The sequence below is a fragment of the Actinoplanes sp. L3-i22 genome (assembly GCF_019704555.1).
Taxonomy (GTDB): Bacteria; Actinomycetota; Actinomycetes; order Mycobacteriales; family Micromonosporaceae; genus Actinoplanes.
The window spans coordinates 9939745-9966472 of sequence record NZ_AP024745.1 but is presented as its reverse complement, the minus strand read 5'-3'; the positions used below and the strand labels follow the sequence as shown (position 1 = coordinate 9966472).

General features: G+C 71.7%; 23 protein-coding genes. 15 read left to right on the top strand and 8 right to left on the bottom strand.

The window, feature by feature from the left end; genetic code table 11:
• Positions 1–55: 55 nt before the first annotated feature.
• Together L3i22_RS44250 and L3i22_RS44245 are read right to left on the bottom strand one after the other, a co-directional pair.
• On the bottom strand, positions 56–1084 hold the full coding sequence (locus L3i22_RS44250) for a class E sortase (RefSeq protein ID WP_221323406.1): 1029 nt from the start codon (positions 1082–1084) through the stop codon (positions 56–58).
• Between the two features lie 142 nt (positions 1085–1226).
• Positions 1227–2393 carry an FAD-dependent monooxygenase gene (locus tag L3i22_RS44245; protein WP_221323405.1) on the bottom strand — a complete coding sequence of 389 codons (1167 nt, stop codon included), beginning with the start codon at positions 2391–2393 and terminating at the stop codon, positions 1227–1229.
• Positions 2394–2476: 83 nt separating this feature from the next.
• On the opposite strand from L3i22_RS44245, the gene L3i22_RS44240 reads away from it, so the two are divergent.
• The 4 genes from L3i22_RS44240 to L3i22_RS44225 all read left to right on the top strand — a co-directional run bounded on the left by L3i22_RS44240 (position 2477) and on the right by L3i22_RS44225 (position 5419).
• The gene (locus L3i22_RS44240) at positions 2477–3121 is read left to right on the top strand and encodes a TetR/AcrR family transcriptional regulator (protein ID WP_221323404.1); all 645 of its coding nucleotides are present in this window, start codon (positions 2477–2479) and stop codon (positions 3119–3121) included.
• 48 nt (positions 3122–3169) lie between these two features.
• Positions 3170–4825, top strand: a complete 1656-nt coding sequence (locus L3i22_RS44235; protein WP_255657618.1) for a sodium:solute symporter family protein — start codon at positions 3170–3172, stop codon at positions 4823–4825.
• 7 nt (positions 4826–4832) lie between these two features.
• Positions 4833–5075, top strand: a complete 243-nt coding sequence (locus tag L3i22_RS44230; protein WP_221323403.1) for a hypothetical protein — start codon at positions 4833–4835, stop codon at positions 5073–5075.
• Between the two features lie 89 nt (positions 5076–5164).
• Positions 5165–5419, top strand: a complete 255-nt coding sequence (locus tag L3i22_RS44225) for a hypothetical protein (protein WP_221323402.1) — start codon at positions 5165–5167, stop codon at positions 5417–5419.
• 4 nt (positions 5420–5423) lie between these two features.
• Here the strand turns inward: L3i22_RS44225 and L3i22_RS44220 are convergent, their stop codons facing one another.
• Positions 5424–6521, bottom strand: coding sequence for a sorbosone dehydrogenase family protein (locus L3i22_RS44220; RefSeq protein ID WP_221323401.1), 1098 nt, complete (start codon positions 6519–6521; stop codon positions 5424–5426).
• A 141-nt stretch (positions 6522–6662) separates the two neighbouring features.
• On the opposite strand from L3i22_RS44220, the gene L3i22_RS44215 reads away from it, so the two are divergent.
• The 5 genes from L3i22_RS44215 (at position 6663) to L3i22_RS44195 (ending at position 14688) form a co-directional block, all read left to right on the top strand.
• Entirely contained in the window at positions 6663–8117 is a 1455-nt protein-coding gene (locus tag L3i22_RS44215; protein WP_221323400.1) for an alpha/beta hydrolase, read from the top strand.
• Between the two features lie 78 nt (positions 8118–8195).
• Positions 8196–9980, top strand: coding sequence for a gamma-glutamyltransferase family protein (locus L3i22_RS44210; protein ID WP_221323399.1), 1785 nt, complete (start codon positions 8196–8198; stop codon positions 9978–9980).
• Positions 9981–10986: 1006 nt separating this feature from the next.
• Complete coding sequence (locus L3i22_RS44205) at positions 10987–11475, top strand: hypothetical protein (protein ID WP_221323398.1); 489 nt, start codon at positions 10987–10989, stop codon at positions 11473–11475.
• Positions 11476–11540: 65 nt separating this feature from the next.
• A complete protein-coding gene (trmB, locus tag L3i22_RS44200) occupies positions 11541–12218 on the top strand; it encodes a tRNA (guanosine(46)-N7)-methyltransferase TrmB (protein ID WP_221323397.1) in 678 nt (225 codons plus the stop codon).
• A 280-nt stretch (positions 12219–12498) separates the two neighbouring features.
• Complete coding sequence (locus L3i22_RS44195; RefSeq protein WP_221323396.1) at positions 12499–14688, top strand: ATP-binding protein; 2190 nt, start codon at positions 12499–12501, stop codon at positions 14686–14688.
• A gap of 506 nt (positions 14689–15194) precedes the next feature.
• Here L3i22_RS44195 and L3i22_RS44190 read toward each other — a convergent pair.
• Together L3i22_RS44190 and L3i22_RS44185 are read right to left on the bottom strand one after the other, a co-directional pair.
• The gene (locus L3i22_RS44190; RefSeq protein ID WP_221323395.1) at positions 15195–16157 is read right to left on the bottom strand and encodes a DMT family transporter; all 963 of its coding nucleotides are present in this window, start codon (positions 16155–16157) and stop codon (positions 15195–15197) included.
• 508 nt (positions 16158–16665) lie between these two features.
• On the bottom strand, positions 16666–17271 hold the full coding sequence (locus L3i22_RS44185; RefSeq protein WP_221330443.1) for a hypothetical protein: 606 nt from the start codon (positions 17269–17271) through the stop codon (positions 16666–16668).
• Positions 17272–17559: 288 nt separating this feature from the next.
• Between L3i22_RS44185 and L3i22_RS44180 the strand changes: the two genes are divergently transcribed.
• The gene (locus L3i22_RS44180) at positions 17560–18315 is read left to right on the top strand and encodes an alpha/beta hydrolase family protein (protein WP_221323394.1); all 756 of its coding nucleotides are present in this window, start codon (positions 17560–17562) and stop codon (positions 18313–18315) included.
• A 30-nt stretch (positions 18316–18345) separates the two neighbouring features.
• Here the strand turns inward: L3i22_RS44180 and L3i22_RS44175 are convergent, their stop codons facing one another.
• Positions 18346–19248 carry a proteasome assembly chaperone family protein gene (locus L3i22_RS44175; RefSeq protein ID WP_221323393.1) on the bottom strand — a complete coding sequence of 301 codons (903 nt, stop codon included), beginning with the start codon at positions 19246–19248 and terminating at the stop codon, positions 18346–18348.
• A 160-nt stretch (positions 19249–19408) separates the two neighbouring features.
• Between L3i22_RS44175 and L3i22_RS44170 the strand changes: the two genes are divergently transcribed.
• From L3i22_RS44170 to L3i22_RS44150, 5 genes are read left to right on the top strand one after another with little or no spacing between them, the layout of a single operon-like run.
• On the top strand, positions 19409–20068 hold the full coding sequence (locus tag L3i22_RS44170; protein WP_255657617.1) for an EcsC family protein: 660 nt from the start codon (positions 19409–19411) through the stop codon (positions 20066–20068).
• A 32-nt stretch (positions 20069–20100) separates the two neighbouring features.
• A complete protein-coding gene (locus L3i22_RS44165) occupies positions 20101–20691 on the top strand; it encodes a fibronectin type III domain-containing protein (protein ID WP_221323391.1) in 591 nt (196 codons plus the stop codon).
• A gap of 16 nt (positions 20692–20707) precedes the next feature.
• On the top strand, positions 20708–22282 hold the full coding sequence (locus L3i22_RS44160) for a Na+/H+ antiporter (RefSeq protein WP_221323390.1): 1575 nt from the start codon (positions 20708–20710) through the stop codon (positions 22280–22282).
• Positions 22279–22542 (top strand): UBP-type zinc finger domain-containing protein, encoded by a 264-nt coding sequence (locus tag L3i22_RS44155; protein WP_221323389.1) that lies wholly within the window; start codon positions 22279–22281, stop codon positions 22540–22542. The genes L3i22_RS44160 and L3i22_RS44155 overlap by 4 nt, the downstream gene beginning before the upstream one ends.
• Complete coding sequence (locus L3i22_RS44150; protein WP_221323388.1) at positions 22539–23450, top strand: ketopantoate reductase family protein; 912 nt, start codon at positions 22539–22541, stop codon at positions 23448–23450. Before L3i22_RS44155 ends, L3i22_RS44150 begins: the two co-directional genes overlap by 4 nt.
• Positions 23451–23531: 81 nt before the next feature.
• On the opposite strand, the gene L3i22_RS44145 is transcribed toward L3i22_RS44150, so the two are convergent.
• The gene (locus tag L3i22_RS44145; protein WP_221323387.1) at positions 23532–24770 is read right to left on the bottom strand and encodes a glycosyltransferase family 4 protein; all 1239 of its coding nucleotides are present in this window, start codon (positions 24768–24770) and stop codon (positions 23532–23534) included.
• Positions 24767–26572, bottom strand: coding sequence for a glycogen debranching enzyme N-terminal domain-containing protein (locus tag L3i22_RS44140; protein ID WP_370644297.1), 1806 nt, complete (start codon positions 26570–26572; stop codon positions 24767–24769). Before L3i22_RS44140 ends, L3i22_RS44145 begins: the two co-directional genes overlap by 4 nt.
• Positions 26573–26728 lie beyond the last annotated feature (156 nt).

The following is a 26728-nucleotide window of genomic DNA, read 5'->3' as shown; positions in this document are numbered from 1 at the left end:
CGCCGGCCCTCGACGCCGCCCGGAAAGGCAGCGGCGCCGAGGATCGGCCCGCGGCCTAGAACCGCAGCGCCGCCGGCCGGCCCGCGTCAGGCCGGGACTCGTCGCGGGGGGTCTTCGCGGCGAGTTCGGCGTGCAGGATCAGGCGCTTGGCGTGGCTGCCCTTGGGCGTGCACGTGGTCAGCGTGAGCAGCGCCTTGGTGGGCTTGACGCCGGGCCGGTCGGGGACCGGGGCGACGACCTCGACGGCGCTGGGCTTGACGGTCTCGTCGCCGTAGACCCGGTAGACGTACCAGAAATCCTGGGTCTCGACGCCGATCACGTCACCGGTCCCGAGCTCGTCGATCCGCCAGAACGTCTTCGGGATGCGGTGCCCGGCGACCGAGAAGTTCCCGATCTGACCCGGCATCGCGGTGCCCGGGTAGTGCCCGGGGCCGAACTTGATGTCGATGTCCCGGACGCCGTCGACGACCACCCACTCCTTGTCGAGTTTCGGGATGTAGAGCCGGCCGATCAGGCTGCCGCCGGGCGCGGCCGGTCCCTTCGGGCCGGTCGGGCCGAGCACCGGGTTGTCCCACTGCTGGTCCAGCTCGCTGGAGAGGGTGTCCTGGTGGGCCTGCACCTCGGCGCCGTTGCCCCAGATCTCGTAGGCCGCGAACAGCATCACGACCAGCCCCAGCGTCATGGCCAGCTCCCCGGAGACCCGGACGCCGCCGCGGATCCGCGAGGTCAGGGTGGGCCGGGTCAGCTCGGAGTAGACGCTGCGATACCCCTCGCCGGTCTGCTCGGGCCGCAGCTTGACGACCCGTTCGCCCCGTTTGGGGCTGTCCTCCTCTTCCGTTTCGAGGGCGGTGATCGGTTCGGTGCCGGCTTTCGCGGCTTGCGCCGCAAGATCGGGAAGTGCCGGCGGGCGGGCGGTGGGTTGCCGCGGCGGCCCCGGCTTCCGGGCCGCGAATATCCCGGTGGGAGCTTGCGACGTACGGATGACAACCGTCTCGCCGGTGAGGGCGTCCCGCGAGCGGTGCCGTCCGGTCCCGACCCCCGTCGGTTCGAGACCATCGGAGTCATCCTGTGCACGCTGATCCATGGCTGCTAAGACGCGCGCCGGGCCCGTTCTGTGCACCGCCCGGCGCGATCTTTCGGCCCGGGGGCGGGACGCGCGCCTCGGACCTGGCGCCGGGGTCCGATCGCGGAGAGCGGCGCGGGCGGGCGGCTCACGACGTACCGAATCAAAGGGGGTAGGCCGGAAGCCGGAGATTGGTGCTGCGGTCCCCGGCGATCTTGAAAGTGAAGTCCAGGAACCACTGCTTGCTGTTCAAGTAGTTGCGGATCCGGAGGCCCCGGTCGGTGCGCGGCGCCAGGAACCGGCCGGTGGTGTCCCCGCCCTTCTGGGTGCCGCGGGCGAACTTCGCGATCCGCCGCGCGTAGCTCGGGAACGCGACCCGGTGATCGCCGCCGGCCGCGGCCAGCTCGCCGGCCAGGACGTAGGCGGCGACGATCGCGGTGCCGGTGCCCTGGCCGCCGATGGTGGCGCCGCAGGCCGCGTCGCCGACCAGCGCGACCCGGCCGCGGGTCCACTCCGGCGCCTCGACCCGGCAGATCGGGTCGAAGTAGAGATCGTCGACCTGGTCCAGCGCGGCCAGCAGCTGCGGCGCGAGCCAGCCCATGCCACCGAACCGGTCGCGCAGGATCGCCTTCTGCTCGTCGGGGTCGTGCCGGTTGTAGCGCAGCGCCTCGGGGGCGGAGAACGCGGCGAACACCCCGGCCCGGGACGGGTCCTGGTGATCGGCGGCGGCACTGATCATCAGGCCGGGCGCGTTGTGCATCAGCGCTGTCTGGTCGAAGCCGAACTCGTTGGCGATCGGCCAGGTGGCGACGTAGTAGCCGAGGTGCTTGACGAACTGCTCCTCCGGGCCGAAGGTCAGCCGCCGCACCCCGGAGTGCACCCCGTCGGCCCCGATGACCAGGTCGAACGTGCGCTGCTTGCCGGAGGCGAAGGTGACGTCCACCCCGTCGGGCGTCTCGTCCAGCGCGGCGATCCGGTCGCCGAAGAGGAACTCGGTCCCCTGGCCCGCCTCGCACAGGACGCGGGCCAGGTCGCCGCGTTTCACCTCGAGGTCGCCGCCGGTCAGCCCGGCCGGCCACTCCATCAGCTTGGCGCCGTGCTCGTCGATGAACCGGAACGCGATGCCGTTCGTCTGCACCGCCCGCAGCTCGTCCAGCACACCCATCTTGGCCAGCAGGCCCAGGTGCAGCGGGCCGCGGAAGTCGACGGCCTGGCCGCCGGTCCGCAGGTGCGGGGCGATCTCGACGATCGTCGGGCGGTGGCCGTAGCGGCCCAGCCAGTAGGCGAGGGCGGGGCCGGCGATGCTCGCGCCCGAGATCAGGACGTCCATGTCTGCTCCTCCGGTCAGGAAACTGTGTCCGTCGGACTCAGTTATTTCTGTGTACGGTAGACGCAGTTTCAGTGGAGGGCAACATGGATTTCCTGTGGCAGGAGAGCGCGGGCGGCCGGCGGGGGCCGAAGAAGGCGCTGAGCTTGGATGCGATCGCGGACGCGGCGATCGTGATCGCCGACGCCGAGGGGCTGGCCGCCGTCTCGATGCAGCGGGTGGCAGCCGAGGTTGGCTTCACCAAGATGGCGCTATATCGGTATTTGCCCGGCAAATCGGAGCTGGTGGCCGTGATGTTGGAGCGCGGGATGGGTGTGCCGCCCGAAATGTCCGCCGGGGACTGGCGCGCCGCGCTCACTCGCTGGAGCGAATCGCTTATCTCCGTTTTTGTCGCTCACCCGTGGGCGATCGAGGCCTCCGCCGGCAACCGCCCGATCGGTCCGAACGAGCTGACCTGGATGGAGGCCGCCCTGGCGGTTCTCCCCGAGGGGCTGAGCGGCGCCGAGCGGATGGACGCCGTCGCGGTGATCGCCGGTCAGGTCCGCGCCCTGGTCGTCCAGCCCTCCGAGAGCGGCCTGCTCACCGCGATCACCGAGCACGCCGCGCGCTTCCCGGCGATCTCCGCCGCGATCGCCGACATCGCCGTCCACGGTGGCCACGACCAGGCGTTCCACTTCGGATTGGAGCGCATTCTCGACGGCCTGGAGGCGTTGATCACGCAACGCGTGTGAAACATCTGCATTCCGGGTAGGTGCGGGCCGAACCTGGGAGGTGGGCCCGTGAGTGGTCTCCGGCTCGACGTGCACTTCGTCGATTATCTGATCCTCGCGATCTATTTCATCACTGTTCTCGGAGTCGGCTTCATGGCCCGGCAGGCCATCAGGAACAGCTCCGACTTCTTCCTCTCCGGCCGGTCGATGCCGGCCTGGGTGACCGGCCTGGCCTTCGTGTCGGCCAACCTCGGCGCCCTCGAGATCATCGGCATGGCCGCCAACGGCGCGCAGTACGGCATGATGACCCTGCACTACTACTGGGTCGGCGCGGTCCCGGCGATGGTCTTCCTCGGCATCGTGATGATGCCGTTCTACTACGGATCCAAGGTCCGCAGCGTCCCCGAGTTCCTGCGGCGGCGGTTCAACCGGCCCACCCACCTGTTCAACGCGATCAGCTTCGCGGTGGCCCAGGTGCTGATCGCCGGCGTCAACCTCTACGCCCTCGCGCTCATCCTGCAGGCGCTGCTCGGCTGGCCGCTCTGGCTGTCCATCGTGATCGGCGCGGCGATCGTGTTGTCCTACATCACGCTCGGCGGCCTGTCCTCGGCGATCTACAACGAGGTGCTGCAGTTCTTCGTGATCCTGGCCGGGCTGATCCCGATCACGATCATCGGCCTGGTCAAGGTCGGCGGCTGGCACGGCCTGGTGGAGAAGGTGCAGTCCAGCAAGCTCGGTGACGCCGCGCTGCACACCTTCAGCAACACCGCGAGCACCGACAACCCGCTCGGCGCCAGCTGGATCGGGATCATCTTCGGGCTCGGCTTCGTGCTCTCGTTCGGGTACTGGACCACGAACTTCGCCGAGGTGCAGCGGGCGCTCAGCGCCAAGGACATGAACGCCGCCCGGCGCACCCCGATCATCGGCGCGTTCCCCAAGCTGCTGATTCCCGTGGTCACCGTGATCCCCGGCCTGATCGCCCTGGTCACCGTGCAGGGCCTGGGCGCGGACGAGGGGGCGTTGAAGTACGACTACGCGATCCCGCTGCTGATGCGCGACCTGCTGCCCAACGGCGTGCTCGGGGTGGCGGTGACCGGTCTGGTGGCGTCGTTCATGGCCGGGATGGCGGCCAACGTGAGCGGATTCAACACCGTCTTCACGTACGACATCTGGCAGTCCTACATCCGCAAGGACCGCCCCGACGGCTACTACCTGCGGGTCGGCCGGATCGCCACGATCGTCGGCGTCGTGATCGGGATCGGCACCGCGTTCATCGCGGCCGACTTCAACAACATCATGAACTACATCCAGGCGCTGTTCTCGCTGTTCAACGCGCCACTGTTCGCGACGTTCATCGTCGGCATGTTCTGGAAGCGGATGTCTCCCTGGGCCGGCTTCTGGTCCCTGTTGCTCGGGTTCCTCGCCTCCTTGACGCTCTACCTCGGATACCTCGGCGACGTCTTCGCGTTCAACTCCGACCTGGAGGAGAGCTTCTGGGGGGCCGGCGCCGCGTTCGTCACCGCGGTCGTGGTGGCGTTCATCGTCACCCTGTTCACCCCGAGCAAGCCGGACGAGGAGCTGCGCGGCCTGGTCTACGGCCTGGCCGGCTCGAGCACCTCGGCCGAGACGATCGTCGCCGGCGACAAGGTCTGGTGGCGTAACCCGGTGCTGCTCGGTGGCATCGCCGTGGGCCTGGCCATCGTTCTGTACATCCCGTTCTGGTGAGGTTGCTATGAATCGACTCTTTGATCTGCGCGCGATCATCGGCGGGATGTTCACCCTGTACGGCGTGATCGTCACCCTGATCGGCGTCTTCGACACCCCCGCCGAGATCGACAAGGCCCAGGGGGTCCGGATCAACCTGTGGATGGGGCTGGCGATGCTCGCGCTCGGCCTGTTCATGCTGCTCTGGCTGCGGCTCAATCCGCCCAAGCCGGTGGAAACGGTGGACGAGGAGGACGTTTCGCAGCCCTGATATGCGACGGGGTGTGCCCCGGGTGCGGTCTCGTTGCACAGGGTCCTCATATCTTCAAGACAGGTACCTGTGCGTCCGATTACCCGGGCATGGAACCCCTCGCCTCTATCAGCAGCCTCGCCTCGGGCGGCCAGCGCACCGCTGGCTGGCAGGTGCAGCTCCGTGTCGACTACGTCGTCAACCGTGTCTCCCAGACCCATCGGGGTCAAGCCGAGGACCAGGTCAAGCAGGCCCTGCAGGACCAGCTCCGGGTCTACGGCGTGGTCCCCAACGCGAAACAGATGGCGATTTACGCGCAGGCCATCGCGTCCCTCCCACAGATCCCGCCGAACAGCAATCGCTGAGGCGTCATCGGGCCGGGAATCGAAGGATCCGGTCATCGCCGTCGCGCGGGTCGCCGCGGCCGTCGGTGTTCGAGGTGGTCAGCCACAGCGAACCATCGGCGGCCACGGCGACCGTGCGCAGCCGTCCGTACCTACCGCTCAGTTCCGCCTTGGCCGTCCCGCCACCCAGCGGGACGGTCCACAACCGTTCGCCCTTGAGGCCTGCCACGTAGAGCGTGTCGCCGGAGACGGCGGCCCCGCTCGGGGACGCGTCGTCGGTGCGCCACTGCACGATCGGGTCGGTGAACCGCGCGTCACCGGCCTTGCCCTCGACCTCCGGCCAGCCGTAGTTCTTCCCCGGCTGGATGATGTTCACCTCGTCCCAGGTGTCCTGGCCGAACTCGATCCCGTACATCCGGCCCTGCGCGTCCCAGGCCAGGCCCTGCACGTTGCGGTGGCCCAGGCTCCAGACCGGTGAGCCCGGCCACGGGTTCCCCGGCGCCGGCTTACCCTCCGCGGTCAGCCGGAGGATCTTGCCGTTCGGATCGTCGCGGTTCTGCGACTGCGACTCGTCGCCGGCGTCCCCGGTGCCGACGTAGAGCATCCCGTCCGGCCCGATCGCGAGCCGCCCGCCGTTGTGCCGGCCGCCGCGGTCCAGCCCCTTGAAGATCACCTGAGGATCGTCGTTCCCGGTCAGCCGGAAGCGGACGATCCGGTTGTCGTTCTCCCCGGTGAAATACGCGAACACCCAGTCGTCCCGGACCGCGAGCCCGAGCAGGCCACCCTCGCCGCCGGGCCGCACCCCGGCGACGGTGTAGACCTTCTTCTTCTCGGCGCCCGGCCGGACCTGGTAGATGTCGCCGGTCTGCCGCTCGGCGACCAGCGCGCTGCCGTCCGGCAGGAACGCCAGACCCCACGGCACCTGGATGCCGGTGGCGATCGTCTCCGGGGTGGCGCTCAGATCCGGTTTCCGGGCCGCCGCGCCCGCGCTCGGCGCGGTGGAGACGGCCGCGGCCGACGGCACCGGATCGACGGTGGGGGCGGCGGTGGGCTGGTCGGTGGAGCAGGCGGTCAGCATCGCGGCGCCGGCGGCGGCGAGAGCCAGGCGTGTGACGGTCGGCATCGTTAAACGATGCCACGCCCATCGACGCAGGAATGCCCCATATGATGCACAATCGGGCATTCTTCGGAATCGTTGCGCAACCGCGGCCCAAGATGAGTGCCGCGCGGCCGACACCCGCCGCGCAGGGCGGAGAGTCGGGTTTTGCGAGCTTTGCGGTGGCCGGCCACGGTCGCGATCCTCACCCTTGCCGGCCTGTCCGGGTTCGCCCGGCCGGCGCTGGCCACCCCCGTGGTGACCTGGGCGGTCTGTCCCGAGGACGCCCAGGTCGAGTGCGGGAAGATGCGGGTGCCCGCCGACTGGAAGGATCCCTACGGGTCGTCGATCGAGCTGCAGATGGCCCGGCGGAAGGCGACCGACCCGGCCCGCCGGATCGGCGTCCTGGTCGTCAACCCCGGCGGCCCCGGCGGCTCGGCCGTCAACATGGCGCTGGACGGCGACTTCTTCAGCCCCGAGGTGCGGAAACGGTTCGACATCATCGGGCTCGACCCGCGCGGGGTGGGCCGCAGCGCGCCGGTGCTCTGCTCGCAGACCCTGGTCGACGCGAAACCGTCGCCGCTGGTCGGCAGCGCGGCCGGGTTCGCCGCCCTCGCCGACTACAACCGCCGGCTGGCCGCCGACTGCACCGCACGCAGCGGGCCGGTCGTCCGGCACGCCGACACCGGCAGCGTGGTCCGGGACGTCGAGGCGCTGCGGACCTCGCTCGGCGAGCCGAAGGTCAGCATCTTCGGGGCGTCCTACGGCTCGCTGATCGGCGAGCTCTACGGCGACACGTACCCGGGCACCACCCGGGCCGTGGTGCTGGACAGCGTGATGGACCACAGCGTCGACGTGGACACGTTCCTCACCCAGGAGACCGCGTCCGTGCAGGACTCCTTCAACGAGTTCGTGACCTGGTGCGCGCGGGACGCCCGGTGCGTGCTGCGCGGCCGGAACATCCCGCAGCTCTGGGCGAACCTGATGGTGCGGGCGCGGGCCGGGACGCTCGAGGATCCGTACGACCCGCCGGCCAAGCTCGGTGAGTGGGAGCTGATCTCGGCCGCGTTCAGCGCGTTCTACGACCCGCAGTGGTTCTCCTTCGCCCACTACCTGGAGGACGCCGCCTATCCGGGGAAGGCGTCCGGGCGCGCCGCGGTGCCGCCGATCGACATCACCCCGAACAGCTTCCCGGCGGTGTTCTGCGGGGACTGGTCACTTCCGGTCGGCGATTTCACCGCGTACCGAAAAAGAATTGATGCCCTCGCGAAGATCGCGCCGCAGGTCCGCGCCTCGCCGATCGCCCTGTCGGCGGCCGCGGGCTGCGTCGGCTGGCCGAGCCCGCCGGCCACGCCGCAGCGCCGGCTGGCCCCGGCGAAGATGCCGATGCTGCTGGTCAACGCGCTGCACGACCCGGCGACCGGGCACGCCTGGGCGCAGCAGGTGGCCGCGCAGCTCGGGCCGTCCGCGCGCCTGCTGACCTATCAGGGCTGGGGGCACGTCGCGTATTCGCACAGCCCCTGCGTCAAGACGGCGGTCGAGCGCTACCTGATCGACCTCACGCTCCCGGTCCCCGGCGCCACGTGCCCGGCAGTCGAACCCGAGCCGTTCGGTATCGGTTAGTCGTTGCAAAGGTTGTGCCGGGCTGTGATCAGCGGTAGGCAGGGATTGACAACCGACACTGTCCTGTCTGGAGGGCCGATGCGGTTCCTTACGGCGCTGGCTGCGCTTTCGCTCACTACGCTGGGGCTGGCGACGCCGGCCTCCGCTTCCGAAGCTTTCGAGAAAACCCCAACTGCCCAGGGGTACGGCGGAGCCATCGCGACCGTGGACGCCACCGCGACCGCCGCCGGGCTCGAGGTCCTGCGGCGCGGCGGCAACGCGGTCGACGCGGCGGTCGCGGCGGCCGCCACCCTCGGCGTGACCGAGCCGTTCGCCTCCGGGATCGGCGGCGGCGGGTTCTTCGTCTACTACGACGCCCGCAAGCGGCAGGTCTTCACCATCGACGGCCGGGAGGCCGGCCCGGCGACGATGACCCCGGCCTACTTCGTGAACCCGGCGACCGGGCAGCCGTACGCCTTCGACGAGGCCCGGGTCAGCGGCCTCTCGGTCGGCGTGCCCGGCACCCTGGCCACCTGGGAGTCGGCGGCGAAGCAGTGGGGGACCCGGTCGCTGAGCGGCGCCCTCACCGACGCCGCGAAGGTCGCCGACCGCGGGTACACCGTGGACGGCGAGTTCCGCCGGCAGGTCACCGAGAACGCCGCCGCGTTCGGGCAGTTCGACGCGACCAAGGCGCTGTACCTGCCGGACGGCGCGCCGCCCGCGGTCGGGACGACGATCCGCAACCCGGACCTGGCCGCGACCTACCGGCTGATCGCCCGGCAGGGGACCGGTGCGTTCTACCGCGGCGCGGTCGGCGCGGACCTGCTGAAGACGGTGGCGCACCCGGCCGTCTCGGCCACCCCGTCGTCGCCGTGGGCCTACCCGATCCGGCCCGGTGTGCTGACCGCCGCCGATCTGGCCAAGTACCAGGTCCGGCACCCCGGACCGACCAAGGCCGACTACAAGGGCCTGTCCGTGTACGGCATGTCCACCCCGTCCAGTGGCGGCAGCACCGTGGGGGAGGCGCTGAACATCCTGGAGGCGTCGCCGCTCGACTCCGCGACGACCGTGGAGAAGCTGCACTACTACCTCGAGGCGTCCGCGCTGGCGTTCGCCGACCGGGGGCGGTACGTGGGCGCGTACACCCCGCAGTCCACGCTCCGGACCCTGCTCTCGGACCGCTGGGCCGGGCAGCGGGCCTGCCAGATCTCCCCGGACAAGGCGCTGGCCAAGCCGGTCGGGCCGGGCATCCTCGGCGCCTCCGGGTGCACGCCGGCCCCCGCCACCGCGGCGCTGGACAACGGGATGAGCACCACCAACCTCACCGTCGCCGACAAATGGGGCAACGTCGTCGAGTACACGCTGACCCTCGAGCAGTTCGGCGGCAACGGGATGGTCGTGCCCGGGCGCGGCTTCATGCTCAACAACGAGCTGACCGACTTCAACTTCACCGGCACGCAGGGCACCTTCGACGACCCGAACCTGCCCGGCCCCGGCAAGCGGCCGCGCAGCTCGATGTCGCCGACGATCGTGCTCAAGGACGGCAAGCCGTTCCTCGCGGTCGGCGCGCCCGGCGGTTCGACGATCATCACGACCGTCCTGCAGATCATCTACGGGCGGACCGACCTGGGGCTCACGCTGCCGCAGGCCCTCGCCGCGCCGCGGGCGGCACAGCGCAACACGGCCGGGATCCAGGCGGAGCCGGCGTTCCACACGACGTATGGGCCGGCGCTGACCGCTCTCGGTCACGTCTTCGGGGCGGACGCTCCGGAGATCGGCGCCGCGACAGCGATCGAGTTCACCGCCCACGGCGGCCAGCTGGCAGTCGCCGAGCCGGTCCGCCGCGGCAGCGGCTCAGCGGCGGTGGTCCATCCACGCGACTGAGGCCCGGGTCGGCGGCGGCCCAATCCGCGTGGCTGAGGCCCGGCTCAGCGGCGGCCCAATCCGCGCGGCTGAGGTCCGGGTCGGCGGCGGCCCAATCCGCGTTGGCTGAGGCCCGGCTCAGCGGCGGCCCAATCCGCGTGGCTGAGGTCCGGGTCGGCGGCGGCGGCCCGGCCACGCGGCGGCGGCCCGGCCACGCGGCTCGGGCGGCTGAAGCGCGGGGCGGTGCGGGTGATCCATTCGCGCCGCTGAGACACGGATCGGTGGTCGTGGTCCATCCGCGCGGCGGAAACCGCTAATGGTGCGGGTCGGTTGCGACGATGGTGCAGGACGTAAACGCAGGCGGGGGAAGGTCAGCATGATCAAGACGGCAGCGGGCGCGGCGGCGGTTCTGGCCGGTCTCGTTCTCACTCCGGCGCCGGCCTCGGCGTCCGCTGTTCCGGCAAGGTCCGCTGATGCGACAACCCCAACCACCCCGATTGCGTACGTCCGCAGCGGCGACATCTACCTCAGCAGCGGCCCGACCGAGAAGCGCCTCACCACCGGGGGCGGGTTCGCCCGCCCCCGGTTCGCCCCCGACGGCAAACAGCTGGCCGTGATCCGAAAAGGTCAGTTGTGGACCATGAAGCCCGACGGCACCGCCTTGCGTCGCCTCACCACCCGCCCAGCATCCGGCCCCTCCTGGTCCCCGGACGGCAAGTGGCTGGCTTTTTCCTCCTTGTCCTGCACGGGCGGCCCAGGCGTCTACCGGATCCCAGCCTCCGTTTCCCCGGCCCCGAAAGCCCCGGCCGCCCCGGTTCCCCCCGCCGCGGCCCCGGTGTCGGCGGCCTCGCCTTCCGCGGCCTCGCCTTCCGCGGCCTCGCCTTCCGCGGCCTCGCCTTCCGCGGCCTCGGGTTCGGCGGCCTCGCCTTCCGCCGTCTCGCCTTCTTCGGCCCCAGCGCAGCCCGAGGTGTTGTTTCCGCGGGACTGCCGGGGCGAGGACCTTCCGGACGAATCGACTCCGGAACCGGTGACCGGCACCCTGGCCGACCGCCTCCGTGTCGACGACGCGGTCGCCTGGTCCCCGGACGGCAAACAGATCGCCTTCCGCGGCGGCGAGTGCGACGCCGTCTACGACGCCTGCCTGACCATCGGAACCGTAGGCTCCGGCGCCGAACGCATGATCGCGGCCTACGGCGGCGGCAGTCTCCAGAACCGAGGCTTCGCCGTAGTCCCGTCCTGGCGCCCGGACGGCACCCGACTCGCCTACACCGCCTACCAGGAGGGCGAGACCAAAGCCGGCAACGAGCCGATCCACGTCGTCGAACTGGACCTACGGACCGGCAAGAAACGCACGATCGGCACCCCGATGGACCGCGAACTGACCTACCTGGACACGAACCGCGCCCTGCTCACCGCCCAGTCCAAGTCCGGCTCCTGCGTCACCCTGATCGACCTGCGAACCGGCACCCGCACCCCCCTCCACCCCGGCTCCCAGCCCACACCCCAACTCCGCTGACACCCCGCCCCGACCCCGCCGCTGCCTGGGGGCTGCTCCGGTGACGACGTATCGTGGTGGCCGCCATGACTGACTCCGCCGCCGCCGCCCGCCCAATCCGGACCTTCCACCCCCGCCGCGGGCGGATGAGCCTCCGGCACGCCGACGCCCACGCCGCCCTCTGGCCCCGCTACGGCCTGACCGTCCTCGACGGCGACCGCACCCCGCTGGACCTGCCGGAACTCTTCGGCCGCGACGCCCCCACGGTCCTCGAGATCGGCTTCGGCATGGGCGACGCGACCGCCGCGATGGCCGCCGCCGACCCGGACCGGAACTACCTCGGCATCGAGGTGCACACCCCCGGCATCGGAAACCTGCTGGCCCTGGTCGGCGAGCTGGGCCTGACGAATGTCCGGGCCGCCGAGGGCGACGCCATGCAGCTGGTCCACCGCCTGGCCCCGGAGTCCCTGGCCGCCGTGCACGTCTACTTCCCGGACCCGTGGCCCAAGGCCCGCCACCACAAACGCCGCCTGATCCAGCCCGCGAACGTAGCCCTGCTCCGCGACCGCCTGCACCCCGGCGGCATCCTGCACTGCGCCACCGACTGGCCGGAGTACGCCGAGGCGATGACCGAGACCCTCACCGCCGACCCGTTCCTGACCCCCCTCCCGGCGGGGCCGCACCCCCGCCCCGAGACGAAGTTCGAACGCCGAGGCACCGAGGCCGGCCGCCCCATCACCGACCTACGCTTCGCCAAAATCTAAAACCTCCCTGGGTACGCCCCCAAAGGTCACCCCCGAGGAATGCGGTGCCCCGCGGCGCGCCATGCGTGGAGTGCCGCCTTCCCACTCGTCGCCTCGCAGCGTGACTTTCCGTCGGCGTTCTGCGTGAAATGCCTCCTTTCGTCCCGTGGGCGGGGCTTCGGTCGTACCGGCAAATGGGTGAAGAACGAGTGCGGCGGAGCGTGGGAAGAAAGCTCGCCTGGCCGAGGGATTTGCCGGTTTTAGGGTTTTCGCGCCTCTAGGCTGAACGTGGAGGTCGGCCATGCGGCGAGAAGACTCCGGCCCCGGCGCCGGGCGGTCCGGACGGACCCGGGCGGCGGAAGCCGCGGCACTCGCACGCCCGGCCGAGCTTTACGGGGGGACGGCCGTCGACGAGCATCCTGTCTCGGCGACGGCCGCCACCGAACCGCGGTCGATCGGCGCCCCGCCGCAGTCCGGCGGGGAACGGCGGCCCCCGTCGTTGCGGGACGTGCTCGGCGCCCACCCGGACCTGCACCGGGGCGTGCTGACCAGCGGAACCGCGGATCAGCTCGCCGCCCTGACCGCCCGCGGCGCGCAGACACCCAGCGCCTGCATCCAGTTCGTCGAGGGGGACCGGCTCCGGCTTTACGGCAGCTGGGGGGTCTCCGCCGACTGGGACGCGATCGCCGACACCGCCCTCGACGGGTCGCTCGGCGGGCTCGTGGTCCGCGGCGGCGGAGGGGTGATCGTCGACGACGCCACCGCCGACGAGCGCGTGCCGCCCGGGGTGGTCCGCAAGCACGGCGGCGCCTACCTCGGCTATCCGGTGCACGACCGGCTCGGGCAGGTGCTCGGGGTGTGCTGCGCCTACGACCTGCGGCCCCGGGAGTGGACGCCGGAGCAGATGTCCGCGGTCGCGGAGGCCGCCGAGGTGGCGACGCTGCTGATCGGCGAGCAACTCGCCCGGCACGAGCTGGAACAGCAGCATCGGTTCCTGGACGCGGTGCTGGAGAGCCTGCACGACGGGGTGACCGCCTGCGACGACGCCGGGAACGTGGTCTTCGCCAACGAGCGGATGCGGCGGCTCTGGGCCGACGACCCGGCCGGCACCGACGAGCCCGGCCTGTTCCGGGCGCTCGGCGGCGAACGTCTCCGGGACGAGCCGGTCGTCCGGGCCGGGCGGACCAAACGGACCCGGCACTACCTGATGGACGCGCAGCCGATCCTCGGGCCGGACGGGCGCGTCGTCGGCGCCGTCCAGGCCATGCAGAACGTGACCCGCCAGCGCCGGGCCGAACGGTTCCGCTCGTGCGAGCTCGCGGTGACCACCGCGCTCGCCGAGACGCCCAGCATCGAGGCGGCCGGGCCACGCGTCCTCGAAGCCGTCGTCGCCACCCTCGACTGGGTGCACGCCGAGCTGTGGATGGTCGACGCGGCCGCCGGGGCGATCCGGGCCGCGGCGCGCTGGAGCACGCCGGGCTGGCCGACCGGGATCCCGGTGCCGGATCAGCTGACCTACGGCCAGGGGCTGGCCGGCCGGGCCTGGCAGGTCGACAAGCCGCTGTGGATCCGGGACGTGGGCCGGCCGCAGAGCCTGATCTCCCCGGACACCACGCGGGAACGCCTGCACACCGCGCTCGCCATCCCGGTGCACGACGGGACCGGGACGATCGGCGTGCTGACCGTCTTCGCCGACGCGGTCGAGGACCCCGAGGACGAGCTGGTCGCGCTGATGTCCGGGATAGCCGCGCACCTGGGACAGTTCGTCGAGCGGCGCCGGGTCGAGGATCTGCGACGCCAGCTGGTGCGGAGCAAGAACGAGTACCTGGCGCTGATCGGGCATGAGCTGCGCACACCGCTCACGTCGATCAGCGCGTACACCGAACTGCTCCGCGAGGCGGACGAGGCCACCCTGGTCCGGGAGGGTCCGCGACTGATCGCCGTGGTCGAGCGCAACGCCCTGCAACTCCGCGAGATCATCAACGAGCTGCTGGAACTCTCCGCGCTCGACGCCGGGCACGCCGACGTCCGGCGCACCCCGATGGACCTGGCCGAAGTCGTCCGCGACGTGGTCGACCGGACCCGGGACGCGATCGGCGCCGCCCCGGTCGTGATCGACACCGATCTGCCCGGCGAGCTGATCGTGCCCGGCGACCGGGACCGGCTGCGGCAGATCGTGGAGAACCTGATCGGCAGCGCCATCCGCTACAGCCCGGACGGCGGTCACGTCGAGGTCAGCCTGCGCCGCGACGGCCGCGCCGCGGAACTGGCGGTCTGGGACGCGGCCGCGGACGTGCCCCGGGACGAGCGGGAGAAGCTCTTCACCGGCCGGTACCGGACCAGTCGTGGGCATGATCGGACGTTGCCGGGGAGCGGGCTCGGGCTCACGCTGAGCCGCGCGGTGGTGGAACGGCATCACGGCAGCATCTCCCTCACCGGTGACGACAACGGGACAACGGTCCTGGTGCGGCTGCCTCTCGACGTCCGCTGATCTTCTGCTCTGTTCGTGGGCCGGCAGCGCGCTGCTCCACTTGTCGTCCGGCAGCGCCCTGCTCTACCTGTCGGCCGGCAGCGCCGTGCTCTACCTGTCGGCCATCAGGGAACGGCTTTGTTCGTCGGTCGCCAGCCGGTCGCCGGGGTGTTCGCCCGGCTGCTTCGGTCGCGCCGACCGAATCGGCGCGACCGCGCAGCCGGATGCCGACGGCGTCCCGGACGGCCGCCGCGAGCTCGGTGGAAACGGTGAATGCGCTGCTCACGGCCATCAGCGTAGCGGGATTTCGAGGCCCTCCGGAGTTATCCACAGTGGCGCTTCGTCCACAGGGCAGGCACCTGATCTTCCGGCTTTCTGCGATGCTGCCGGGGACTCTGTGCCCGCACCGGATGCCCGCGCCGGCGCGGCCGTTCGCCCACCGCACGGAGGCGTCACCTCCGCGCGGCGGGCGGGGCGTCACCTCCGCGCGGCGGGCGGGGCGTCACGTCCGGGCGGCGGGCGGGGCGTCACGTCCGGGCGGCGGGCTCCTCCTGCGGTTTCCCGGCGGGGCGGCCGGCACCCAGGTACAACGTGGTCACCGCACCCATCAGGAGCAGCCCGCCGACGATCGTCGGCAGGGCGAGCGGCTCGCCGATGAGCACGACCGCGAGCACCGCGGCGGTCAACGGCTCCAAGAGCGTGACCACCACGGCGACACTGCCGGTGGTGTGTCGCAACCCGGTGTAGAAGCAGGCGTACGCCAGCGCCGTAGTGATCGCGCCCAGGTAGGCGAGCAGCGCGATCGGGGTGAGACTCGGCGTGAACGCCACGCCCTGGAACACGGCGATCGGCGCCAGCGTGATCGCACCGATCGTGCAGGAGAGCGTCGTCAGGATCAGCGGGGGTACGCCCTGGGTCGTCCGCCGGCTCAACGCCGTCGACGCGGCGTAGACCGTGCCGGACGCGACCGCCGCGAGCAGCCCCAGCCCGGTCGCCGTCGCCCCGGCCCCGCCGGTGGCTGCTTCGCCGGTCACCGTGGAGATCAGCACCAGGCCGACCACGGCGGCGGCCGACGCGGCGAGCTCGGCGTTCCCGGGTCGCTGCCGGGTACGGATCGTCTCCCAGACGCTCAGCAGCACCGGCGCGAGGCCGAGGCTGACCACGGTCGCGATGCTGACCCCGGTGAGCCGTACGGCGATGAAGTACAACGCCTGATAAGCCGCGAGCCCGACCCCGGCGGCGATGACCGCGGCCGGGGCGGACCGGACGGCGGCCCAGATCTGCCGGCGGGCGGGCAGCCCGAGGATCAGCATGGTCCCGGCCGCGAACAGCAGCCGGTAGAACCCGATCGCCACGGCACCGAGCCCGGTACGGCCCGCGACGACCTGGACGACAACGCCGGCGGTGCCCCAGAGCACCCCGGCGACGGACAGTTGGAGAAGGCTCAGCCGCGCCCCGGCCGGGGCGCTGGGTGAGAAGAACGACAACATGCACGCTCCGCGTGAGAGTGAGTCGGTCCTGGCGGGATCGGCAAGCGGAACGCAGCACGACGACGCCGCCCGAGCAGCGCTCAGGCGGCGAGGCGCACGCCCCGCTCAGTCGCGGGGCGGCGGCAGAACGCCGGGAAACGGACTCACGCGCCCACCCTAACCGACCACCTCCGCGAACCCACCCACCCGACCAGCCGGTTCTCCCGCAGCCGCAGCCGCAGCCGCAGCCGCAGCCGCAGCCGCAGCCGCAGCCGCAGCCGGCAGCGGCGTGCGCGAAAAGGGCCGTTCCCCGACGCAGGGCAGCACGCCGGGGAACGGGCTCAGTGCGAGGGCCAATCGTGACCGGTCACATGTCAAAAGCAGAGCCGCACCCAGCCCAGCCCAAACCCAGCCCAGCCCAGCTCAACCCGGCCGGCCCGAGACGGCCCAGCCCAATCCGGCCCAACCAAACCCGGCCCAACCCGGCCGGCCCGAGACGGACCGGCCGAGCCGAAGGCGGAAACCCGCGTCAGGCGGCCGTAGCCGACCACATCGCGGTAAAAGCCGCCGCCTCCCCCGACAACCAACTCTCCACATCCCCCACCCGAGTAGCCGGGTTAAGTCGATGCGTCACCCCACGCCGGAGATCGACCAGAACCGGATCCGCGTCCGGCAGGATCTGATCCATGTGCCGGGCCATCAGATGCAGCATGGCCGTGACCAGCTCCGCGCCCGGCGGCTCCTCGTCGAAGTGGATCCGGACCGCCTCGCGATGCCCGTCCTCGAAGCGCAGCCCGAAGTGCGGATTGATCTTCACGGCGAGCGGCCCGACGCTGGCCAGCGCGTCGCGCGTCTGGATGAGAGTGATCTTCTCGGGGTCGCCGAGCGACGCCAGGTAGGTCCGGGCGCCGGCGCGCAGCGACTCGTACAGCGGCTTCCATCGGTCCTTCACCAGATCGACGACGCCGGTCAGGTAGCTGCCGCCGGTGCGGAACGCGATGTCCGCCTTCAGTGCCTTGACCAGCTGGCCGTGCGGGTTGAACCCGCTGCGCCGCTCGCGCTGCTTGCGCAGCCCGCCGACGAACGTGGCCTTCGCGGGGCCGGTGCGGGAGACGTAGCGGGTGAAGCCGAGCATCGTGGCATACGGCGGGATCACGGGCACGGGGTTGGTCGAGATCGTGGACAGGGTGGACGTGGTCACGTCGGTCTCCTCACTCGCGCCGCAAACCGTCGAACAGGCGTTCTAAAGCCTCCGAAGATCAGCAGCTCAGGGCCCCTCTTTCGTACACACATTCTAATCGACGGGTACGACATTCCCAACCGCTCCGGGGGCCCGGGGAAGCACGAAGCTGATCGATAAAGGACTCCCACGAGGCGGGACGGGAGGAGTGCCGGGGACCGGGGGAGGGCACAGAATGACGGGGTGGCCCTGATCCGGTGTGATTTCGACTCCGAGGCGCTGGAACTACGCACCTCGATGACCGTGATACTCCCCGACCGGGACGGTGAAGGCCCGCCGCCGGTGCTCTATCTCCTGCACGGGCTGACCGACGACCACAGCGCGTGGAGCAGGTTCACCTCGGTGGAGCGGTACGCCACCGAGCACGGGCTGGCGGTGATCATGCCGCAGGTGCACCGCAGCTTCTACGCCAACGAGGCGTACGGGATGCGCTTCTGGGATTTTCTCTCGGCCGAGCTGCCGGAGAAGGTCAAGCAGTTCTTCCGGGTCTCCGGGCGGCGCGAGGACACGTACGTCGCAGGCTTGTCCATGGGTGGTTACGGCGCGATGAAGTGGGCCCTGCGCGAGCCGGAGCGGTTCGCTGCCGCGGCCACGCTCTCCGGGGCGCTCGACCTCGCGTACATCCAGGAACATGATCTGCGGCCGCACATGCGCGCCCTGGTGGGCCGGGTCTTCGCCGATCGGGTCGTCGCCGGAGGCGACGAGGACCTGCTGCATCTGCTGCGCAACGCCGACCGGCGGCGGCTACCGCGGCTGATGCTGCGCTGCGGCACCGAGGACCACCTGCTGACCCAGAACCGGCGGTTCGTCGCCGCCTGCAAGGCCACCGGGGTGGAGCTGGACAGCACGTTCAGCCCAGGCGAGCACGCCTGGTCCTACTGGGACGCCCAGCTCCCCGCCGTGATCGACTTCCTGCTCCAGAAGAGCAAGGTCGATTAAAGACCGAAAATCATCGATTAAGGTACGGGCTTAATCGTCGCGGGTCTGCTCGGCGAGGAAGCGCTCCAGCTCCGCGCCGAGCTCCTCCGCCGTGGGCAGCGCCGAGTCCGAGTCCGCCAGCAGACTGTTCGCCCGGCCCCGCAGGAACGCGTCGTACTGCGCCTCCAGCGAGGTCACCAGCCGCGCGGCCTGCTCGTCCTCGGCGATCTGCTTGTCCACCTCTTCGCGGACCAGCTTCGCCGACTCGCGCAGCTTGCCGGTCGGCAGCGCCAGCCCGGTGTTCCCGGAGACGGAGTCGAGCAGCAGCTCGGAGGCGGCCGGGTAGCCGGTCTGGGCCAGGTAGTGCGGGACGTGCGCGGCGTACCCCAGCGCGTCGTGCCCGTTCTGCCCGAGCCGGAACTCGAGCAGGTTCCCGACGCTGGCCGGCACCTGCACCCGCTGGAGCCACGACTCGTGCTCGCCGAGCAGGCTCTTGTCGGTGGCGTGCGCGGTGAGGCCGGCCGGGCGGGTGTGCGGGACGGCCATCGGGATCGCGTTCAGGCCGATCGTGACCTTGACGCCCAGTCGCTCGATGAGCTCGGTGATCGCCGCGATGAACCGCTCCCACTGCAGGTCCGGCTCCGGGCCGGTGAGCAGCAGGAACGGGGTGCCCAGCTGGTCGCGGACCAGGTGCAGGGCGAGGACCGGGTCCTCGTAGCTCTCGAAGTGGTCGGCCACGAAGATCATCGGAGGGCGCCGGGACCGGTAGTCGAGGAGCTGGTCCAGGTCGAAGGTGGCGACGACCTCGCTGTCCAGGTTCTCCAGGAGGTTCTCCCGGGCGAGCTGAATCGCGCTGCCCGCGTCGACGAACCCGGTGAGCGCCTGGATGAGCACCGGGCCGTCCAGGGCCGGCAGTTCCCCGGCCACTTCGTAGAGCCCGTGTGGGTCGAGCACGCTGCAGTCCTCCTCGATGACAAGGGCTTTTCGGCGGTAACAGCGAGTCCGGGGAGTTCATTCCGGCCCGCCGGTGACAGTCAACACGAAAATCTCACACACCCGGGCAACCGATGTGCGCGCCCGCGCCACTATGTGGGTAGAACCCCTGGGAGTGATCTTGAATCAACATCCGGTCCCGGTCCCTCCGTCCGCCGAAGACGCCACCGTCCCGCCCGGCACGCTCTGGGCGCGGATGAAGGCCGACCCGCAGTACGCCCCCGAGCACCTCGCCCTGGAAGCCGTCCGCCGGCTCGGCCCGGAAGCCGCCGAGTGGGCCGCCCGGACCCGGGCGGAGCTGACCCCGGACGAGCTCGCCGGGCTGGCCGTCAAGCACTTCACCACGCTCGCCCGGCTCTCCGGCGCGCTCTCCGGCGTCACCGGCCTGCCCGGCGCGGTCGTCGACGTCGGCGTCCTGGCCTGGACCCAGGCCCGGATGGTGCTGCACATCGCCGCCGCCTACGGCGCCGACCCGGCCGCGCCGGAACGCGCCATCGACCTGCTCGTGCTGCAGAAGGTGCACAAGGTGGCGGAGACCGCCCGGACCGCGCTCGGGGTCGCGGCCGGCCGGGAGCGCGCCAGCCGGCTGTTCGCCGGTCACGAGGGCGGCACGCTGATCAAACTCAGTCTGAAGCTCGCCCAGATGGCCGGGGTGCGGGCCGCCCGGAAGATGTTCGCCAAGCTGGTCCCGGGCGCCGGCGTGATCCTCGGCACCTGGGTCAACTCGGCGGCCACCAAGGATCTGGCCCGCCGCTCGCAGGAACATTTCCACCAGGACTAAGCCCCCGGCGGGTCGACCCGAACCTGAAGGACGTGCTGGGGATTCGGAAAGCTACCGCCGTCGTTCTGCCCGTGCTCGCCGGGTCGCTGTTGCTGGCCGCCTGCGCCTCCTCCAAGTCCGTGACCGCCACCCCGACGCCGACCGGGACGAACTGGCTGATGATGGCGACCGGCAGCGTCGCGCCGTCGCCCTCGGCGAGCTTCTCGGCGCGCGCCCCGCTGGCCGCGGCCACGCTGTCGCCGACCAAGTCCACGTCGCCGACCCCGCGGCCGAGCAGCAGCGACTGCGGGACCTCCGGCTTCCGGGGCGGCCAGATCAACGGGGCGGACGTCACCGCGGGCAGCACCAGCGCCGTGGTGAAGTGGTTCAACCCGGGCGTTCCCGAGCTGGTCAGCTACCACATCCTGGCGATGAGTCAGAAGCTCGTGAACGGCGCGCAGCCCGAGGTGCCGGGCTGGGTCACCGTCACGCCGACCGGCTGCGGCTGGATGACCGGGACCGTGACCGGTCTCACGCCGGGGACCCCGTACGTCTTCTCGGTCGACGGACAGTGGTTACGCGAGGGCGTCGACGGCACCTACACCCGTACCGTGGCTCGCTCCGGCGTGGTGAGCACGACCTGACATAAGCTTTCCGGCCATGGAGAGCATCGTCGACACGGTCGTGCTCGTGGCGATCTCGGTTGTCGGCGCGGCCCTCGCCCGCCGGCTCGGGTTCGTCGCGCCGTTGGTCCTGCTGGTGGCCGGTCTCGGGCTGTCGTACGTGCCGGGTTTCCCGGAGGCGCACCTCGAGCCGGAACTGGTGCTGATCGGCATCCTGCCGCCGCTGCTCTACGTGGCCGCGCTGCAGACCTCGGTGCCCGCGTTCCGGCACGCGCTGCGGCCGATCCTGCTGCTCGCGGTCGGATTGGTGCTGCTCAGCGCGTTCGTGATCGGCTTCGCCGTGCACTGGATGATCCCGCAGGCGCCGCTCGCGGCCTGCGTCGCGCTCGGCGCGATCGTCGCCCCGCCGGACGCGGTCTCGGCGACCGCGATCGCCCGTCAGATCGGCCTGCCCCGCCGGGTGGTCACCATCCTGGAGGGCGAGAGCCTGCTCAACGACGCGACCGCGCTGGTGCTGGTGCGGGTGTCGGTGGGCGCGCTGGCCGGGGCCGCGGTCGGGTTCTGGGAGATCGCCGGCGAGGTGGCGCTGAAGGCCGGCGGCGGCATCGTGATCGGCATGATCGCCGCGGTGGGCGCCGCGAAACTGCACAAATGGATCGAGGACTCGCTTCTCGACGACGCTGTGTCGCTACTCACCCCGTTCGTCGTGGTGATCGTCGCCGAGGAGCTGGGCGCGTCCAGCGTGGTGGCCGTGGTGATCACCGGGCTGTACCTGGGGCACCGGATTCCGTACCTGCTCTCGGCCACCTCCCGCCTGCAGATGGACGCGGTCTGGCGGCTCACCACGTTCCTCCTGGAAGGCGTGGTGTTCCTGCTGGTCGGCCTCCAGCTGCGGATGGTGGTGGACAGCATCGAGACCAGCATGGCGACCACGATCAGCGTCACCTCGCTGGTCTTCGGCCTGCTGCTGGCGGTCCGGTTCCTCTGGATGTACCCGGCGACCTACCTGGCCCGGCTGATCCCGCGGGTGCGCAACCGGGAGGAGCGCCCGCCGATCGCCGTGCCGACCGTGATCGCCTGGGCCGGCATGCGCGGCGTGGTCACCCTGGCCGCCGCGCAGACCCTGCCGATCCCCGGCGAGGACGGCGTGCCGGACTATCCGCGCGAGCTGTTCGTCTTCATCGCCTTCGCGATCATCGTGCTCACCCTGCTGGTCCAGGGCACCACCCTGCCCGCGCTGGCCCGGCGGCTCGGCGTGCGGGAGGACACCAGCACGCAGGACGCGCTGGCCGAGGCCGGGATCCAGCACGCGGCCAGCCGCGCCGCCCTGGAAGCATTGGACGAGAACGCCGACGGCGCGCCCGCCTCGGTCGTCGACCGGCTGCGCGGCCTGGTCGAGAGCCGGTCCAACAACGCGTGGGAACGTTTGGGCAGCCAGCGGCAGGAAACCCCCTCGGCGGCGTACGGCCGGTTGCGACGCGAGATGATCAGAGCCGAACGGCACGTCTTCAAGATCGCCCGCAACGAGGGGCGGATCCCCGAAGAGGTGCTGGTCCGGGCCCAGCGCGAGCTCGACCTGGAAGAGTCCCAGCTGCGACGGAGTGAAGAGTGATCTGCCAGCATCTCAAGGAGGCCGGCGAGCCGGCACCGCAGACCGCCTACCAGGGCGGCTGCCCGCAGTGCGTGGCCGGAGGCTTCGACGACTGGGTCCACCTGCGGCTCTGCCTCACCTGCGGCCTGGTCGCCTGCTGCGACTCGTCGCCGCGGCGGCACATGTCGGCGCATCACGCCGAGTCCGGCCACCCGGTGATGCGGTCGCTGGAGCCGGGCGAGACCTGGCGCTGGTGTTTCGAGGACGAGCGCCTCGGGTGAGAATCCTCGTCGTCGGGGCCGGCGCGACCGGCGGTTACTTCGGCGGCCGGCTGGCCCAGGCCGGCCGGGACGTGACGTTCCTGGTCCGCGAGGCCCGGGCGGCGACCCTCGCGGAACGCGGCCTCCGGATCAAGGCGCCGGGTGGCGAGACGCGGCTGACGCCGCGGACGATCAAAACCACGACTGAGACGTACGACGTGGTGCTCGTCGCCGTGAAGAGCCATGCGCTGGACAGCGTGCTCGCCACCCTGGCCGGCGCAATCGGCGAGCACACCGTGATCGTCCCGCTGCTCAACGGCATGCGTCACGTGGAAGCGCTGACCAGCGCATTCGGACGTGGGCACGTCTGGGGCGGCCTCTGCATGATCCACGGAACCCTGGACGAGCACGGCGACGTGGTCCAGATGACCGGCCTGTCCCGCCTGGCGTTCGGCCCCCTCGACGACGGCCCGGACCCCCGCCTGGCCGCGGTCACCGAGACACTCACCGGCGCCGGGTTCGACGCCCGCGCGTCCCGGCACATCGTCGCGGAGATGTGGGAGAAATGGGTCCTGCTCGCCACACTGGGCGCGGCGACGACCCTGATGCGCGGCTCGATCGGCGCGATCAACACGGCCCCCGGCGGCCCGGAGTTCCTGCGCGCCCTGGCCGACGAGGTGATCGCGGTCGCCACCGCGGCCGGCCATCCACCCCGGCCCCAGGCCCGCGACGTCCTGACCGCGACGATCACCAGCACCGAGCCGACCACGTCGTCGATGTACCGCGACCTGATCGCCGGCCTCCCGGTCGAGGCCGACGCCATCGTCGGCGACCTGGTCACCGAGGCGGGCCGGCACGCCGTCCCGGTTCCGCTGCTCACCGCCGCCTACACGGCTCTCGCGGTATACACGAGCAGCCGCCCTGCCTGAGGTTTCCACGGCAGTGCGTGGAGTCGTACCTCCGAAGCCATCGCAATCGGCAACTCCCGTGGGGGCTGCTGGTGGGGGAGATCAACCTACCGGGACGCGTGGGGACGCGATGACGGGCTTTGGCTGGGGTGTGGCGGGGCTGGTGGCCGGGGTGGGGGCCGCGGCGGAGTAGACGGCGGCGGTCTGGTCGGCGATCGATGGCCAGTTGTAGTCGTCGATCACCCGCAGGCGGGCCCGCAGCGCCAACCCTCGGGCCCGCTCGCGGTCGCTCAGCACCCCGGCGACCGCGTCGGCCAGGGCGGCCGGGGAGCCGGGTGGGAAGTGCACGCCGGTCACCCCGGGTTCGACGATCTCGGCGAGGCCGCCGGTCGCCGCGACCGCGACCGGGGTGCCGGCCGCCGCGGCTTCCAGGGCGACCATGCCGAACGGCTCGTAGATGCTCGGCACCACGTAGCAGTCCGAGGCCGCCATCAGCGCGGTCAGGTCGTGGCCGGTCAGGAATCCGGGGAAGGTCACCCAGGGCTCGGCGACAAGTTCCAATTCTTTTCGGTACGGGCCGTCGCCCGCCACCACCAGGCGCAGTCCCGGGAAGCGGCTCCGCAGGTCGGGCGCGGCTTCGAGCAGGTGCTGGACGCCCTTCTCGTAGACGAGCCGCCCGGCGAAGCTGACCAGCGGCCCGTCCGGTCCGGCGTATCGGGCGCGGGCGGCCGCGACCGCCCGGGGCCGGGCCCGCCAGCGCAGCGCGTCGACCCCGTTGCGGACCACCTCGGTGCGGTCGGCGGGTACCCCGAACAGGCGGGTGACCTCGTGGCGCATGTACTCCGAGCAGACGATCACGCGGGTCGCCTCGGCGCACAGCCAGCGTTCGACGTCGTCGATGGTGCGGTTGTGGGCGGCCGGCAGCCAGCCCTGGTGCCGGCCGGACTCGGTGGCGTGGATGGTGGCGACGAGCGGGACGTCCAGGTGGTCGCGGACGGTCATCGCGGCGTGTGCGACGAGCCAGTCGTGGGCGTGCACCAGGTCGTACCGGCGGCCCCGGGTGGCGCGCAGGGCGGCCCTGGTCAGCGAGTGGTTGAACGCGGTGGTCCAGGGGAGCAGGTCGCCGCCGGTGGCGGTGAAGGCGGGCGGGTCCTCCGGTGCGCGGATCACCCGTACCCCCTCGCAGTGTTCTTCGAAGAGTGCCCCGGGAGCGTGCCGGGTCACCACGGTCACCTCATGCCCGGCCCGCGCCAGGGCGCCGGCGAGCGCGTGCACGTGCCGCCCCAGTCCGCCGACCAGCAGCGGCGGGTATTCCCAGGAGAGCATCAGGATCCGGGTCATGGCTGGTACCTCGTCTGGACGCGGAGGGTTTCGGCGACGGCGAGGGCGTCGAAGGGGCGGCCGAGCGCGGGGTGCGGGGCGTCGCCGTGGGCGGCTTCGCCGATCGAGCCGACGCCCCATTCGGCGAGGTGCGCGGCGAGGCCGTCGAGCAGGCCGTCGACCGGGTGGCCGGTGGCGGTGCAAGCATCCGCGTACGGTCCGATCAGCCACGGCCGGACCAGGCCCTGCTCCGGGTGGGCGCCGTCGTAGCCGTACTCGTCGGGGGCGAGGGTCCGCAGCCCGAGCGGGGTGAGCAGCGCCTCGCCGCAGGCCTGGACCCCGGTCCCGGCGTCGCCGCGCATCGGGCCGTGCGGCAGCGACCAGCCGAGCAGTTGGTACGGCCGCAGCGTCGGATCGTCGTGCTGGGTGCCGGCGCCGAGCGGGTACGGCGCCGCCGGTCCTTCGACCACGTCGTGCAGCCAGCCCTCGGGCGCCGGGAACCGCCGCAGGAACGATTCCCGCGCCCGGGCGTGCCGCGCCCGTGGCTCGGCGTCGTCCCGTCCGCCGTCGGCGAGCAGGTCGGCGAGCCCGGCGAGCGCGTTCACCCACAGCGCGTTGACCTCGACGAGTTTGCCGGCCCGCGCCTGCGGACCAGCCGTGACCGTGAGCAGGCCGTCGGCCGGGTCCATGGTCAGCGGGCCGCCGTTGTTCAGGGCCTGGCGCAGCAGCCGGCCGAGCGGGACGGCGAGCAGGCGGGCCAGGTCGCTGTCCCCGGTGCGGGTGACGTGCCGGTCGACCGCGTGCACCAGCCAGAGTGGGAGATCCGCGTCGTCCCACGGGCGGTCGACCAGGGCGCGCAGCAGGTCACGGCCCTCGTCGGCGCGCCCGGTGTCGAGGAACAGGCCCTCGTAGGCGGCGAGGGACGCCGGCCGTCCGGACCACGGGTAGCCGTCGGCGAGCGAGGGCCCGTCCGCGGCCTGGATCACGAACGCGTCCGCGGCCAGCGCGAGGCTCGCCGCGTACCCCTCGGCCTTGGCGGCGGTGACCAGGCGATGAGCGCGCTCGCGCGCGGCGGCCAGGACCACCGGCGGCGCCGGCGGCCGTTCCGCGAGATTGCCGGCCCAGGCCGAGATCTCGAGCGTCTCACCGGGCCGGGTCTGCGCGCTGAAGCTGCCGGCGTGCCAGAGGTCCTCGGTCCGCGCGCCGATCCGGGCGCCCAGGTGCCACTGGCCGGCGGGCTGCCAGCCGGGGCCGGCCAGCCGGTACGCCCCCTCGACCAGCACGCCGTCGGCGACCCGCTCGATCCGCAGGCCCGGCCCGTCGGCGTGCCGGCTGCCGGCGGCCTCGCGCCAGGTGCACATCGCGGCGACGGCCAGCCCGACCGGGCCGGGGGCGCTGATCACCCGGTGCCGGACCGCGAGGGACGGGCCGCGGAGGACGAACGCCAGCTCGCGCTCGATCACCACGTCGCCGATCCGCCAGCGCCAGCGCGGCAGTCCGTTGGCGAGGGTGAACGTCTCCAGGAGCCGGTGCCCGGCCGGCGCGAGGGTCCCGGACCGCCACGCATGGGTGTACAGCGGCACCTTCGTGCCTGTGGGGAGCGTCACGGTCAGGTCGAGTGCGGCCAGCGCCACATGTGGTGTTCGTCCCGGTCCGGCGACGGTCAGCAGGGCGTGCTCGGGCCGGGTCCGCAGGCCGCTCACGGTGCCCGCGGCCCAGCCGCCCAGACCATCGGTGACCAGCCATTCCCGGCCCGCGCCGGCGTCCCGTTCGGGGACGCCGCACACCTGCGGCCCGAAAATCAGGGGGTCGATCGGCGGCACGTCCCCCCTATGCTCGGTTTCGGACGCGCTAAACCCCCGAAGGGGGATAAATCAGCGCCTAATCGGACAGTCGGGCCGACGGTATCAGCCCCTCCCGGGAGAATGGCTGAAGACGCGGCCGGACAGGATTAACCCAACCCGCCCAAGGGCATGAAC

Excerpts from the sequence above, each read along its gene's own strand:
- L3i22_RS44250 (WP_221323406.1), bottom strand. The coding sequence starts at position 1,084 with ATGGATCAGCGTGCACAGGATGACTCCGATGGTCTCGAACCGACGGGG.
- L3i22_RS44245 (WP_221323405.1), bottom strand. The coding sequence starts at position 2,393 with ATGGACGTCCTGATCTCGGGCGCGAGCATCGCCGGCCCCGCCCTCGCC.
- L3i22_RS44240 (WP_221323404.1), top strand. The coding sequence starts at position 2,477 with ATGGATTTCCTGTGGCAGGAGAGCGCGGGCGGCCGGCGGGGGCCGAAG.
- L3i22_RS44230 (WP_221323403.1), top strand. The coding sequence starts at position 4,833 with ATGAATCGACTCTTTGATCTGCGCGCGATCATCGGCGGGATGTTCACC.
- L3i22_RS44225 (WP_221323402.1), top strand. The coding sequence starts at position 5,165 with ATGGAACCCCTCGCCTCTATCAGCAGCCTCGCCTCGGGCGGCCAGCGC.
- L3i22_RS44220 (WP_221323401.1), bottom strand. The coding sequence starts at position 6,521 with ATGCCGACCGTCACACGCCTGGCTCTCGCCGCCGCCGGCGCCGCGATG.
- L3i22_RS44210 (WP_221323399.1), top strand. The coding sequence starts at position 8,196 with ATGCGGTTCCTTACGGCGCTGGCTGCGCTTTCGCTCACTACGCTGGGG.
- trmB (WP_221323397.1), top strand. The coding sequence starts at position 11,541 with ATGACTGACTCCGCCGCCGCCGCCCGCCCAATCCGGACCTTCCACCCC.
- L3i22_RS44195 (WP_221323396.1), top strand. The coding sequence starts at position 12,499 with ATGCGGCGAGAAGACTCCGGCCCCGGCGCCGGGCGGTCCGGACGGACC.
- L3i22_RS44190 (WP_221323395.1), bottom strand. The coding sequence starts at position 16,157 with ATGTTGTCGTTCTTCTCACCCAGCGCCCCGGCCGGGGCGCGGCTGAGC.
- L3i22_RS44185 (WP_221330443.1), bottom strand. The coding sequence starts at position 17,271 with ATGCTCGGCTTCACCCGCTACGTCTCCCGCACCGGCCCCGCGAAGGCC.
- L3i22_RS44160 (WP_221323390.1), top strand. The coding sequence starts at position 20,708 with ATGGAGAGCATCGTCGACACGGTCGTGCTCGTGGCGATCTCGGTTGTC.
- L3i22_RS44145 (WP_221323387.1), bottom strand. The coding sequence starts at position 24,770 with ATGACCCGGATCCTGATGCTCTCCTGGGAATACCCGCCGCTGCTGGTC.